Annotated in this window: 13 protein-coding genes; 9 read left to right on the top strand and 4 right to left on the bottom strand. The window is 70.1% G+C overall.

Annotated features, from left to right (window positions below):
- Nucleotides 1-18: 18 nt before the first annotated feature.
- Entirely contained in the window at nt 19-642 is a 624-nt protein-coding gene (locus tag LX13_RS15120; protein ID WP_253662139.1) for a DUF3515 domain-containing protein, read from the bottom strand.
- A 3-nt stretch (nt 643-645) separates the two neighbouring features.
- A complete protein-coding gene (locus LX13_RS15115) occupies nt 646-891 on the bottom strand; it encodes an Lrp/AsnC ligand binding domain-containing protein (protein WP_253662138.1) in 246 nt (81 codons plus the stop codon).
- 114 nt (nt 892-1,005) lie between these two features.
- Here LX13_RS15115 and LX13_RS15110 point away from each other — a divergent pair, with 114 nt between their 5' ends.
- The 3 genes from LX13_RS15110 to LX13_RS15100 are packed head-to-tail and all read left to right on the top strand — an operon-like array spanning nt 1,006 to nt 3,256.
- A complete protein-coding gene (locus LX13_RS15110; protein WP_253662137.1) occupies nt 1,006-2,025 on the top strand; it encodes a thiamine-phosphate kinase in 1,020 nt (339 codons plus the stop codon).
- Nucleotides 2,026-2,048: 23 nt separating this feature from the next.
- Nucleotides 2,049-2,570, top strand: coding sequence for a gamma carbonic anhydrase family protein (locus LX13_RS15105; protein WP_253662136.1), 522 nt, complete (start codon nt 2,049-2,051; stop codon nt 2,568-2,570).
- Entirely contained in the window at nt 2,570-3,256 is a 687-nt protein-coding gene (locus LX13_RS15100) for a uracil-DNA glycosylase (protein ID WP_253662135.1), read from the top strand. Before LX13_RS15105 ends, LX13_RS15100 begins: the two co-directional genes overlap by 1 nt.
- Nucleotides 3,257-3,271: 15 nt before the next feature.
- Here LX13_RS15100 and LX13_RS15095 read toward each other — a convergent pair whose 3' ends face one another.
- Together LX13_RS15095 and rpmB are read right to left on the bottom strand one after the other, a co-directional pair.
- Nucleotides 3,272-4,078, bottom strand: coding sequence for an enoyl-CoA hydratase/isomerase family protein (locus tag LX13_RS15095; protein ID WP_253662134.1), 807 nt, complete (start codon nt 4,076-4,078; stop codon nt 3,272-3,274).
- Nucleotides 4,079-4,105: 27 nt separating this feature from the next.
- A complete protein-coding gene (gene rpmB / locus LX13_RS15090) occupies nt 4,106-4,297 on the bottom strand; it encodes a 50S ribosomal protein L28 (protein ID WP_188489972.1) in 192 nt (63 codons plus the stop codon).
- Between the two features lie 99 nt (nt 4,298-4,396).
- Between rpmB and LX13_RS15085 the strand changes: the two genes are divergently transcribed.
- The 6 genes from LX13_RS15085 (at nt 4,397) to LX13_RS15060 (ending at nt 12,821) form a co-directional block, all read left to right on the top strand.
- Complete coding sequence (locus tag LX13_RS15085) at nt 4,397-6,091, top strand: DAK2 domain-containing protein (protein WP_253662133.1); 1,695 nt, start codon at nt 4,397-4,399, stop codon at nt 6,089-6,091.
- A gap of 13 nt (nt 6,092-6,104) precedes the next feature.
- Entirely contained in the window at nt 6,105-8,378 is a 2,274-nt protein-coding gene (gene recG / locus LX13_RS15080) for an ATP-dependent DNA helicase RecG (protein ID WP_253662132.1), read from the top strand.
- Between the two features lie 54 nt (nt 8,379-8,432).
- Nucleotides 8,433-9,095 carry an HNH endonuclease family protein gene (locus LX13_RS15075; RefSeq protein ID WP_253662131.1) on the top strand — a complete coding sequence of 221 codons (663 nt, stop codon included), beginning with the start codon at nt 8,433-8,435 and terminating at the stop codon, nt 9,093-9,095.
- A 74-nt stretch (nt 9,096-9,169) separates the two neighbouring features.
- Nucleotides 9,170-10,474 (top strand): glutamate-5-semialdehyde dehydrogenase, encoded by a 1,305-nt coding sequence (locus LX13_RS15070; RefSeq protein ID WP_253662130.1) that lies wholly within the window; start codon nt 9,170-9,172, stop codon nt 10,472-10,474.
- Nucleotides 10,471-11,400: an AAA family ATPase gene (locus LX13_RS15065; protein WP_253662129.1), complete on the top strand. Its 930-nt coding sequence runs from the start codon at nt 10,471-10,473 to the stop codon at nt 11,398-11,400. The genes LX13_RS15070 and LX13_RS15065 overlap by 4 nt, the downstream gene beginning before the upstream one ends.
- On the top strand, nt 11,397-12,821 hold the full coding sequence (locus LX13_RS15060; RefSeq protein WP_253662128.1) for a vWA domain-containing protein: 1,425 nt from the start codon (nt 11,397-11,399) through the stop codon (nt 12,819-12,821). Before LX13_RS15065 ends, LX13_RS15060 begins: the two co-directional genes overlap by 4 nt.
- Nucleotides 12,822-12,843: the final 22 nt, after the last annotated feature.

Genomic DNA, 12,843 nt, shown 5'->3' with positions numbered 1-12,843 from the left:
GGCGTGGGCGTCGTCGCCTCAGGAACCCAGATCGATCGGTGCGAGCGGCAGTATCTGCTCGATGATCTTCGAGACGTCGGAGATGGCGCCGTTGCCGGAGTTGTTCGGCAGCCACAGCGCGACGTAGGGCCGGTGATCGACGGCGAACCAGAGCGCACCCTTCTCGCCCTCCTTCGGCGCACGCTGGAACCACTGCACCGGGTCGACGGTCTGCAGGGCCGAGGTCGGCGCGAGATCGTCGGGTCGGGGCACGCCGCAGCGCAGCTGGACCGGACCGGGCGAGTCGCCACCCTTGGCCCACTGGACGAGTCCGTCGGACTCGGTGCGCTCACCGAAGTTCTCGAACGTCTGGGGCAGTGCGGCGATCAGCCGCGCGCAGCCCTGGTCGCCCGACTGCGGAGCGGCCGCCGACTGCAGCGGCAACGGCCCCGGTGAGCTCGTGTTCTTGGCGGCGGCGAAGACGATGAACAGCACGACGACCATCACCGGGATCGCGACGATCGTCGCGATCAGGGCCGGGCTGCGTCGTGCCGGCGCGGCGGGGGCAGCGGTCGTGTGGGTGTCGGTGTCCGCGGTGTCGGTATCCGGGTGCTCGGTGTCGTACTTCCCGGGGTCGCCTGCGTCGGGCTCGTCGGTGCTCACGGGTCAGACGGCGCGGACGTCGGTGACCACGGGACACGTGAGGGTCCGGGTGATGCCGACGACCTCCTGGATCCGGGGGACCACGGTGGCCGCGAGGTCATGGGCATCGTCCACGCTCACTCGAACGATGACGTCGTAGGGGCCCGAGACCTCTTCCGACGATGCGACACCGGCGATCTCCGCGATGGCGGCGGCGGCCTGGGCTGCACGACCCACCTCGGTCTGGATCAGAATGTATGCCTGAACCACGGCCTTCCCCTTCCTCAGTAGGTCCCACCCGACACGCCGGTGAATAGACTGGCACACATTGTCACCGACGAACCGGCCGGTGCGCGAATCAACGAGACCGGAGGAACCGCGGTGGTGGGCGCCAATGATTCCGGCGGCGACACGTCGCGATCATCCGTCTCGGCGGGCTCGGGTCCCACGGTCGCCGACCTCGGTGAGCAGGCACTCATCGGTCGGTTGACCGCCATGTCGACTCGGGCCGCGGCCGATCTCCCCACGGATTCGGATCGGCTGCTCATCGGTCCGGGCGACGATGCTGCCGTCATCGCGATGTCGTCGGATCTGATCGTCAGCACCGACAGTTTGGTGCAGGACAGGCATTTTCGCCTCGAGTGGTCGACACCGGAGAACATCGGACGCCGCGCGGCGATCCAGAGCGCAGCCGACATCGCCGCGATGGGTGGCCGGGTGTCGGCGCTGGTGGTCTCGATCGCCTGCCCGCCGTCCACCGGCGTCGACTGGGTTCTCGCCGTCAATCACGGCCTGAACCGCGCGGCCGTCGCCGTCGGTGCCCGTGTGGTGGGCGGCGACGTGGTGTCGGCGGATCAGATCGTGTTGACCGTCACGGTGTTCGGCTCGACGGACGGCCGCGCCGCGGTGCCGGTCTCGGGTGCGCGGGTCGGTGACCGTCTCGCCGTGAGCGGTCCGCTGGGCTCCTCGGCCGCCGGGCTCGCCCTGCTGATGGCCGGCCGGGCCGATTCGTATCCGGATCTCGTTGCCGCGCATCGGGTCCCGGTCGTCGACCTCGCCGTCGGGGTGATCGCGGCCGAACACGGTGCGCACGCGATGACCGATGTGTCCGACGGTCTCGGCGCCGAACTGGAGACGATGGCGCGCGCATCGGGGGTGTCGCTGGAGGTGGTGGCGGCGTCGATCCCGATGGCCGCCGGACTCGCCGAGGCCGGCGCGGAACTCGGCGTCGACCCGGCCGGGTGGGCGATCGGGGGAGGCGAAGATCACCAACTCCTCGCCGCTTTCGGAGGCGCCCCGCCCGCGGGGTGGACGGTGATCGGGTCGGTCCTCGCCCGTGACGACGACCGCCCCGTGCGCATCGACGGTTCCGCGCCCGCCGTCCCCGGGTGGCAGAGCTTCTGAGAACGGCCCACTAGATTGTCGGAATGGCTGTGTATGCGTTGGACGATCGCGTTCCCGAACTCGGCGAGGGGGCCTACGTGCACCCCGACGCCACGGTGATCGGGGCGGTGACCCTCGCCGCGGGGGTCTCGGTGTGGCCGGGCGCGGTGCTCCGCGGTGACTACGGGACCATCACGATCGGCGCGATGACCAACATCCAGGACGGCACCGTCATCCACTGCACGCCGATCCATCCCACGACGATCGGTGCGAACTGCGTCGTCGGCCACAACGCGCACGTCGAGGGCGCGACGGTCGGCGACAACTGCCTGATCGCGTCGGGGTCGGTGGTGCTCAACGGCTCCACGATCGGCGACGGGGCGATCGTCGGAGCGGGTGCGGTGGTGCCGTTCGACTTCGCCGTGCCCGCCCGTGCGATGGCACTCGGTGTGCCCGCCAAGATCCGTCCGGGCCACGAGGTGCCCGAGGGCCACGTCGACCTCAACGTCGAGATGTACTTCCAGAACGCCCAGTACTACCGCGACCACCTGCGGCGGATCGACTGATGGCCGCCGACGGGCCACGGCCCCTGACCGACCTCATCGACCCGGGGTGGGCGCAGGCCCTCGAACCGGTGGCCGACACGATCACCTCCATGGGGACCTTCCTCCGCGAGGAGATCGCCGCCGGGCGGCGCTACCTGCCCGCAGGCGAGAACGTGCTGCGCGCCTTCACCACCCCGATGGACCGGGTGCGGGTCCTCATCGTCGGGCAGGACCCCTACCCGACGCCCGGTCACGCCGTCGGGCTGAGTTTCTCCGTCGCGCCCGACGTGCGACCGGTCCCACGTTCGCTGGGCAACATCTTCACCGAGTACGTCGAGGACCTCGGCCTGCCCCGACCGACGAGCGGTGACCTGTCCCCGTGGAGCGAGGGCGGCGTGCTGCTGCTCAACCGTGTGCTCACCGTCGCCCCGGGCGCTCCCGCGTCGCATCGCGGAAAGGGGTGGGAGGACGTGACCGAGTGCGCCATCAAGGCGCTGGTGGCCCGTGACGCCCCGCTGGTCGCGATCCTGTGGGGCAAGGACGCCGGGTCGTTGCAGCAGTGGATGCCCGGGATCCCGACCATCACCTCCGCCCACCCGTCGCCGATGTCGGCGAGTCGGGGCTTCTTCGGGTCCAAGCCGTTCAGCCGCGCGAACGCGGCTCTCGGCGAACTCGGGGCCGACCCGATCGACTGGACCCTGCCCTGACCGGTTCCGCGTGGGTCAGGTGTCGTTGCTCGCGCTGAAGTCGGCCGATCGCTTGGCGACGAAGGCGTCGACGCCCTCGATGCCGACGGGCAGTCCGGACAGCTGCGAGATCGACGCCGCCTCGGCGGCCATCTGCTCGGTCAGCGTCGCCCCGTCGCTTGTCGTCAGCAGTCGTCGGGTCGCACGGAGGGACTGTCGTGGACCGGCCGCGATCGCGCGGGCCGCCGCGGTGGCCGCGGTGACGACCTCCTCGTCGGTGTCGACGACCTGCGCCAGCAGTCCGATCTCGAGCGCCTCCGCCGCGGTGACGACCCTGTTGGTGAGGATGATGTGGCGGGCCCGGGCAGCACCGACCAGTCGGGGCAGTGCCCACGTCATCCCGCCGTCCGGCGAGAACCCGATGGCCGAGTACGCGGCCCGCAGGGACGTGCCGGGTCCGCCGATGGCGACGTCGGCGTGGCAGACGATGCTCATTCCCGCCCCGGCCGCCCACCCGCGTACCGCCGCGACGACGGGCACGTCGGCCTCGGCGAGGGCGCTGATGAAGGCGTGGAACCGATCGGCGAGGTCCGCGACGAACGCGGGCCGGTCGGGTGCGGAGGCGAACGCACGCACGTCGCCGCCGGCACAGAAGTTCGCGCCCGGCCCGAGCAGCAGGACGGCCCCGACCGAGTGTTCGCCCGCCGCCACCGCGCGCAGCACCTCGGTGCCCTCGAGCAGGGCATCGGGTGCCAGCGAGTTACCACCGCGCTCGGTGGAGATGCGAATAGAAAGAACACCGTCGACGATGTCGACGGTGTTCATGTCTGCCAGTGAGGTCATCACTGCAGACTATGTGACGCGAACCACTCAGCCGCGGACGACCTTGCCCGCCTTCAGGCAGGACGTGCAGACGTTGATGCGCTTGCGGTTGCCGGGGGCAACCTGGGCGCGAACGGTCTGGATGTTGGGATTCCACCGGCGGTTGGTGCGTCGGTGCGAGTGCGAGACCGACTTACCGAAGCCGGGTCCCTTGGCGCAAACGTCACAGACGGCAGCCATCGTCGAACTCCTCATGTTGGAAACAGTTTGGTGGTTGTCTCTTCTGCGGCCGCCGACACTCTCGGACACCGCTCACGACAACCCTGCAAGGATAGCGGCATGAACGCTGACGGGCCAAATACGCCCGGACCCGGTACCCGGCAGGCGCCGATGGATCCCGGGCTGCTGCGCGACTGGAGCCAGGAGTGTGTCCGGGGGCTGACCGCGGTCCGCGGCGAGATCAACGACCTGAACGTCTTCCCGATCCCGGACTCCGACACCGGTAGCAACATGCTGCACACGATGACCGCGGCGGCGACCGCCTGCGCCGACACCGCCCCCGACGCGACCCTCACCCAGGTCATCCGCGCGGCAGCCGACGGCGCCACCGGGCAGGCCCGCGGCAACTCCGGGATCATCCTGTCGCAGGTCCTCGTCGGTCTCGCCGATGCGGCCGACATCAACGCCGTCGACGGCGCGGTGCCGTTCAACCGGCTGTGGGCGTCGGGCCTCGGACTCGCCGCCCTCGCCGCGACCCGCGCGGTCAGTGAGCCCCGCGACGGCACGGTGCTGACGCTGTTGCGGCAGGCGGCGGCCACGGCGGCCGACCTGATCGACGCGTCCCCGGGTGATCTGGCGCGCGCGGTGGCCGACGGATGCGCCGACGACCTGGAGCGGACCACCGAGCAGCTGCCCGAACTCGCCCGCGCCGGGGTCGTCGACGCGGGTGGGCGCGGACTCCTCGTGCTCGTCGACTCGATGGTCAGGGTGCTCACCGGTGTCTCGGCCCGTCGTCGTCGGTACCAGGGCGCGTTGGCAGGCGGCGGCGACCCGATCGGGCACCCCTCGGCGGGAGAGGCCTGTGATGCGAACTCCTCGGAGATGGACTTCGAGGTCATGTACACCATCGAAGGTGCGCCCGCCGAACAGATTCCGGTGCTGCGGGCACGTCTCGACGGTCTCGGCGACGCCGTGGTCATCGTCGGGGACAGCTCGAACACCGCCGGGGAGCGGTTCTCGGTCCACGTGCACACCTGCGAACCCGGCGACGCGGTCGAGGCGGGGATCGAGGTCGGTCGGGTCAGTGCGATCCGGATCTCCTGCTTCGTCCTCGACGCCCACCGCGCCTCGCACGATCCCGACGATCGTCCCGCCGCCCGTGCCCGTGGGGTCGTCGCCGTGGTCGACGGTGACGGCGCGGCGGAGTTGTTCGAGCAGGAGGGGGCGAGTGTCGTCCGCTCCGACGACGGACTCGACGCGGCCGCGCTCGCCCAGGCGATCCTGGCCGTCGACGCCGCACACGTGGTGGTGATGGCCAACGGCGCGTTGCCCGCCCAGGATCTGGTCACCGTGGCCGCCGACGCGCGGTCGAGGCATCGGACGGTGGTCTTCCTGCCGACGCTGTCGATGGTGCAGTGCCTCTCGGCGCTGGCGGTGCACGACATCGCCGCCGCTCCCGACGCGGACGCCTACGCCATGGCCGAGGCGGCCGCGTCCACCCGTCGTGGATCGGTGATGACGGCGACCGAACCCGCGCTGACCCTGGCCGGTGCGTGCGATGCCGGCGACCTGTTGGGGTTGATCGGCATGGACGTGTTGGTCATCGGGCCCGGTCAGGCGGAGGCGGCGACCGCGCTGGTGGACCTGATGCTCAGCACCGGTGGCGAACTCGTCACCGTGCTGGCCGGCGCCGACATCGCCGACGGGGTGCTCGAACGGCTGGAACGCCATGTGTCCGCGGCACATCCGGGTGTGGAGTTCGTCGCCTATCAGTCGGGACAGGCCGACGAGGTCCTGCAGGTGGGTGTCGAGTGACGGTGGTCGGCTGATGGCGGCACAGGCGGAGTCGCTCGCCGAGGTGGTCGGGGAGAAGACCGCGACGATCCTGGGGGAGGAGATCGGGGTACACACCATCGGTGAGCTGCTCCGGTACTTCCCGATGCGCTACGTGCGGCAGGGACAGCTGTCGTCGACGCGACGCCCGGAGAACGGCGAGTGGGTCACCCTCGTCGCACGGGTGGAGAAGGCCGATCTGCGCCCGATGCGGAACAAGCGCGGGAAGTTGTTGTCCATCAAGGCAACCGACGGCACGATCTCGTTCGGCGTCACGTTCTTCAACCCGTACGCCATCCAGCGCGCCCTGCGACCCGGCGTGCGCTTCATGGTCGCCGGGACGGTGTCGTACTACCGCGAGCAGATGCAGCTGACCCATCCGAACTGGATGGTGCTGCCCGACGAGGGCGCCGACATCGAGACCGTGGGCTCGTCGATGATGCTGTCGATGGCCGGTGGCGACGCCGCGGCCGGGGATGGTCCGGACGGTGGCGCCGCCGGTGTCGACTCGACGGACCTCGCCGACTTCCATCGCCCCTTCCTCCCGGTCTACCCGGCCACGAAAGCTCTGCAGACGTGGGACATCTGGCGCGCGGTCCGCAAGGCCCTCGACGTCGTCGAGCGCATCGAGGACCCGTTGACCGACGCCGATCGGGACACGCGCGGGTTGATCGGATCCGACGAGTCGCTACGGGCGATCCACCTGCCCGAGACGGCCGAGGACATCGAGGCGGCGAGTGCGCGTCTGAAGTTCGACGAGGCGTTGGCGTTGCAGCTGAGCCTGGCGCAGCGCCGGTTCGCCGATCTGGGACATCGCGGTCCGGCCGCGGTCCACGTCGACGACGGACTCGAGGACGCGCTGCTCGGACGGCTGCCGTTCGAGCTGACCGGCGGTCAGCACACCGTCGTCGACGAGATCTGCACCCAGCTCGGATCGGGCGAGCCGATGAGCCGGTTGCTGCAGGGGGAGGTGGGCTCGGGCAAGACGCTGGTGGCGCTCATCGCCATGCTGCGGATGATCGACAACGACTACCAGTGCGTCCTGTTGGCGCCCACCGAGGTCCTCGCGGCGCAACACCACCGCAGTCTGACGACGATGCTGGGCGGCCTGGCCCAGGCCGGGGAGCTCGGGGCCGAGGAGTCGGCCACGCGCATCGCCCTGCTCACCGGGTCGATGAAGACGGCGGGCAAACGAGCCGCGCTGCTCGAGGCGGTCACCGGCACCGCAGGCATCGTCATCGGCACGCACGCGCTGCTCGAGGACCACGTCGACTTCTTCAACCTGGGCCTGATCGTCGTCGACGAGCAGCACCGTTTCGGCGTCGAGCAGCGGGACACCCTGCGCTCCCGGGGACGCGACGACCTGATCCCGCACATGCTGGTGATGACCGCCACGCCCATCCCGCGGACCATCGCGATGACGGTCTACGGCGATCTGGAGACCTCCACGCTGCGCGAGCTGCCCGCGGGCCGGCAACCGATCACCACCAACGTCGTGCCCACCCAGCTGGAGAAGTGGGAGAACCGGCTGTGGCAGGTCGTCGACGAGGAGGTCGGGCTCGGCAGGCAGGTCTACGTGGTCTGCTCCCGCATCGGTGACGACGGCACCGCCGCCGGCGCCAAATCCGAGGAGCGTGCCGCCGAGCAACAGGGCCCACAGACCACCTCGGTGGTCGAGATGTTCGACCAAATCGGCAGCGGCCCGCTGGGCCGACACCGTGTGGAGCTGCTGCACGGCCGCATGTCCGGCGACGACAAGACGGCCACCATGGACGCGTTCACCCGTGGCGAGATCGACATCCTCGTCTCGACCACGGTCATCGAGGTCGGCGTCGACGTCGCCAACGCCAACGCGATGGTCATCGTCGACGCCGAACGTTTCGGCGTGAGCCAGCTCCACCAGCTGCGCGGCCGCGTCGGCCGTGGTGGGCTCCCGGGTCGATGCTTCCTGCGCACCGCGGTGTCACCGACCTCGTCGGCGATGGAACGGTTACGGGCGGTCGAGGCGTCCAATGACGGATTCGAACTCGCACGGATCGATCTGATCCAACGACGGGAAGGAGACGTCCTCGGTGCGGTGCAGTCCGGCGTCAACTCCTCGCTGCGGTTCCTCTCCCTGCTCGACGACGCCGACGTCATCGCCGACGCCAGGGAGCTGGCCGCCGAGGTCGTCTCCGGCGACCTCACACTTCTCGACCACCGGCCCATGGCCGACCTGGTCGACGCCGTCCTCGGCCCGGGCCGGATCAGCTACCTGGAGAAGTCCTGACCCGTCGGGCGTGAGTCGGTGAGGGCTCGCCGTCGGCTGCCGGCACGGACGTGGGTGGCGATCGTCGCGTTCGCGGTGGTCTGCGTCCTCGTGGCGGTCATCGCGCGGACCCCGCAGACGCGTGCACCGATCGACGTCGACGTGACCGGCGCGGTGGCGGCGCTGGCGCAGGTGCCGGTCCTGCCGCAACGTGCGCGTCCCGGCGGGTACGACCGCGCCGCGTTCGGCTCGGCGTGGGCCGATTCGTCCGACGCCCAGGACGCGGGCAACGGGTGCGACACCCGCAACGACGTGCTCGACCGCGACCTGCACGACAAGACCTACGTGGCGGTCGCGTCGTGTCCCCGGGCCGTGGCGACCGGGGAACTGCGCAGCCCCTACAGCGGGGAGTGGATCGACTTCCGGCGCGGCCGCACGAGCGGGACGGCGATCCAGATCGACCACATCGTGCCGCTGGCCTACGCATGGGACATGGGTGCGTCGCAGTGGGCGCCGGCCACCCGCCTGCGGTTCGCGAACGACCCCGCCAACCTCGTCGCCGTGGACGGTCCGTCGAACCAGTACAAGAGCGATTCGCCGCCGTCGGCGTGGATGCCGCGTCGGGCGGCGTTCGCCTGCCAGTACGCGGTGCAGTTCGTACGGGTCGTGGCGACGTACCGCCTGTCCGTCGACGCGCCGTCGGTACCGGTCCTACGACGGTCCCTGCGGCGGTGTTGACGCGCCCGGCGCACCCGTGCTGCCCTGCGACGGCGCGATGCGGGTCCACCGGGGTGCGGCGTTAGTCTGGTCCGATGAGCGCAACCACCGCAGACACAGCGGTCGCGGATCGGGCGGACGCCGATGCGTCGGATCCCGGCCCGTCGATCGAGGTGCAGGTCACCGACGCCGCGCGGGCCGCGCGGCGGGCATCGCGAATCCTGGCCCGGCAGACCACGGCCACCAAGAACACCGTCCTGCTCGCCGCCGCCGACGCACTGGTCGCCCAGGCCGCGCCGATCCTCGCCGCCAACGGTCGCGACATCGACCGCGCCCGGGCCGCCGGAACCGGTGAGAGCCTGCTCGACCGCCTCCGTCTCACCGCGGACCGCGTCGGCCAGATCGCCGACGGACTGCGGCAGGTCGCGACCCTGCCCGACCCGATCGGCGACATCGTGTCCGGCAAGACGCTGCCTAACGGGCTGCACCTGCGCCAGGTCCGTGTCCCCCTCGGTGTCGTCGGCATGGTCTACGAGGCCCGCCCCAACGTGACCGTCGACGCGTTCGGCATCGCCTGCAAGTCCGGGAACGCGGTACTGCTGCGCGGGTCATCGTCGGCCGCGGACTCCAACGCCGCCCTCGTCGCGGTGCTCCGCGACGTCCTCGTCGACCACGGCCTGCCCGCCGACGTCGTCACGTTGCTGCCCAGCGCCGACCGATCGAGCGTGACCGCGCTGATCCGGGCCCGCGGCCTCGTCGACGTCGTGATCCCCCGTGGGGGAGCCGGACTCATCGCGTCGGTGGTCCGCGACGCGACCGTGCCGACCATCGAGACCGGCACCGGCAACTGCCACATCTACGTCTCCGCTTCGGCCGACCTCGACATCGCCACCGACGTCGTCGTCAACTCCAAGACCCGCCGCCCGAGCGTCTGCAACACCGTCGAGACCGTCCTGATCGACGCCGCGGTCGCCGACGTCGCCCTGCCGCGACTGGTCTCGGCGCTGCAGGCCCATGGCGTGGTGATCCACGGCGACGAGCCGGGGATGGAGCCGGCCACCGAATCTGATTGGGCGGACGAATATCTCAGCCTCGACATCGCCATCAAGATCGTCGACGGGGTCGACGCCGCGATCGACCACATCGACACCTGGGGCACCGGGCACACCGAGGCCGTGATCACCGACGACCTCGCGCTCGCGACGGAGTTCACCGACCGGGTCGACGCCGCGGCGGTGATGGTCAACGCCTCGACCGCGTTCACCGACGGCGAGCAGTTCGGTTTCGGTGCCGAGATCGGCATCTCGACCCAGAAGCTGCACGCCCGTGGCCCGATGGGCCTGCCCGAGCTCACCTCCACGAAGTGGATCGTGTGGGGCCGGGGGCAGACGCGCCCATGACACCGACACCCACCGACAACCCCGGCATCGCCCTCGGCGGCCCGAGCGTGGAACCGGTGTTCACCGACACCACGAACGTGGTGGACCGCCTGGCCGAGACCGGATATCTGGCCGACGTGGCCACCGCCACCGCGGTGTTCCTCGCCGACCGACTCGGCAAACCCCTCCTCGTCGAGGGACCCGCCGGCGTCGGCAAGACCGAACTGGCACGGGCGATCTCGCAGACCGCGGGTGCCGAACTCGTGCGGCTGCAGTGCTACGAGGGCATCGACGAGGCCCGCGCACTCTACGAGTGGAACCACGCCAAGCAGATCCTGCACATCCAGTCGACCGGGCAGCGCGGCTGGGACGAGACCAAGGCCGACATCTTCTCCGAGGAGTTCCTGCTGCCGCGTCCGCTGCTGCGGGCCATCTCGCGCACCGAGCCGACCGTGCTGCTCATCGACGAGGTCGACAAGGCCGACGTCGATGTCGAGGGACTGCTCCTCGAGGTGCTCAGCGACTTCGCCGTCACCATCCCCGAGATGGGCACCGTCACCGCGGTGCGACGCCCGATCGTGCTCCTGACCTCGAATGCGACCCGCGAGCTCTCCGAGGCGCTCAAACGTCGCTGCCTGTACCTCTACATCGATTTCCCCGACGCGGCCCGCGAACACGACATCCTCTCGTCGCGGGTGCCCGGTCTCTCGGATTCGCTCGCCCGCGAGATGGTGCGCATCATCGGCGTGCTGCGAAGCCTCGATCTGCGCAAGAAGCCGTCGGTGGCCGAGACCATCGACTGGGGCAACACCCTGCTGGCGTTGGGCATCGGGGAGAAGCCGGGACGCGGTCTCGACGACGCACTGATCAAGCGGACCCTCGGCGTCGTCCTCAAGCACCGACCCGATCTGGCGACGGCGGCCAGGGAGCTGAAGCTGGACCGATGACCTCGCCGCTGCGCTCGTCGACGGTCGCACCCGACCACCTCGTGGACCACCTCACGGGTTTCGTCGACGACCTGCGGGCCCGGGGCATCGTGGTCGGCCCGGCGTCGTTGATCGACGCCGCTTCGGCTACCGAGGTGCTGAACCTGCTCGACCGCAACAGCTTTCGCGAGGGACTGGCCTGCACGCTGGTCACCGACCACGGGCACCGGGCGGTCTTCGACGCCGTGTTCGACCTGTGGTTCCCGGTCGGATCCGGCATGCGGACCACCACTCAGGAACTGCCCACCGACGCCGACGGTGCCGTCGACATCGACGCCGTGCGCGAGATGGTCGCCGAGATGCTGGCCGATCCGGACGCGGAGAACGACGGTCGGCTCGCCGAACTCATCTCGCTGATCGTGGACCAGATCGGCGGATACCGATCCACCCGTGGCGACGCGTTCTCGACCTATCAGGCGATGTCGACCATCCGGCCGCAGACGCTGATCGCGAAGATCGCCGCGGCGATGGCGGCGGCGGGTTCGGCCGACCAGGACGGTGCCGAGCCGCGTTATCGCCGCTCGGCCGCCGATCGCGTCACGAGATTCGGGTCGATGATCTCCGAGGAGACCCGCAGGCGCATGGTCGATCGCGCCGGTCGTGACCGCGTGGGGGAGTACGCGGTCCCGACCCTTCCCGAGAACATCAACTTCCTCTCCGCCGGACGCGCCGAGATGATCGAGATGCGACGCACGGTCGACCCGCTCGCGCGTCTGCTCGCGGCCAAGCTCGAGGTCCGTCGGCGTCGCGCCCGTCGCGGCGTCGTCGACATCCGCAAGACCCTGCGGGCGTCGATGTCGACCGGCGGCGTCCCGATCGAGCTCACCTACGCCCGTCCCCGACCGGGACGACCGGAGCTGGTGATCCTGTGCGACGTCTCCGGATCGGTGTCGGGTTTCTCGCAGTTCACCCTGCAGCTGGTCTACGCGCTGCGCCAACATTTCTCGGCCGTGCGGGTGTTCGCCTTCGTCGACACCGTCGACGAGGTGACCGAGTACTTCAGTCGACGGCCCGACGACATCGACATCGGGTCGTCGGTGGCGCAGATCCTCAGCTCCGCACGTCTGATCACCCGCGACGGTCACTCCGACTACGGTCACGCCCTGTCGGGGTTCGTCGAGGACCACATCGACTCGCTGACCCACCGAGGTGCGTTGCTGGTGCTCGGCGACGGCCGCAACAACTATCACGACCCCAGCTTCGGTGCGCTGCGCGAACTGGTCACCCGCGCCCGCCACGCCTACTGGCTCAACCCGGAGGCGGAGAGCATCTGGAACTCGGGGGATTCGGTGGCGTCGGACTACGCGACGATCATCGAGATGCACGAGTGTCGCAACGCGGCGCAGTTGGCGCGGGTCGTCGCCGAACTGCTGCCGGTCTAGTGCCCCGTCCGCAGCAGATGTC

It is taken from the genome of Williamsia maris, assembly GCF_024171815.1.
Classification (GTDB): Bacteria; Actinomycetota; Actinomycetes; order Mycobacteriales; family Mycobacteriaceae; genus Williamsia_A; species Williamsia_A maris.
Note: the sequence above shows the minus strand (reverse complement) of the source record. Positions and strands in the feature narration are given on the sequence as shown.

Bases quoted from the DNA above. Each gene is read 5' to 3' on its own strand.
- LX13_RS15085 (WP_253662133.1), top strand. From the start codon at position 4,397: ATGAACGCTGACGGGCCAAATACGCCCGGACCCGGTACCCGGCAGGCG.
- LX13_RS15105 (WP_253662136.1), top strand. From the start codon at position 2,049: ATGGCTGTGTATGCGTTGGACGATCGCGTTCCCGAACTCGGCGAGGGG.
- LX13_RS15100 (WP_253662135.1), top strand. From the start codon at position 2,570: ATGGCCGCCGACGGGCCACGGCCCCTGACCGACCTCATCGACCCGGGG.
- LX13_RS15070 (WP_253662130.1), top strand. From the start codon at position 9,170: ATGAGCGCAACCACCGCAGACACAGCGGTCGCGGATCGGGCGGACGCC.
- rpmB (WP_188489972.1), bottom strand. From the start codon at position 4,297: ATGGCTGCCGTCTGTGACGTTTGCGCCAAGGGACCCGGCTTCGGTAAG.
- LX13_RS15060 (WP_253662128.1), top strand. From the start codon at position 11,397: ATGACCTCGCCGCTGCGCTCGTCGACGGTCGCACCCGACCACCTCGTG.
- LX13_RS15065 (WP_253662129.1), top strand. From the start codon at position 10,471: ATGACACCGACACCCACCGACAACCCCGGCATCGCCCTCGGCGGCCCG.
- recG (WP_253662132.1), top strand. From the start codon at position 6,105: ATGGCGGCACAGGCGGAGTCGCTCGCCGAGGTGGTCGGGGAGAAGACC.
- LX13_RS15095 (WP_253662134.1), bottom strand. From the start codon at position 4,078: ATGACCTCACTGGCAGACATGAACACCGTCGACATCGTCGACGGTGTT.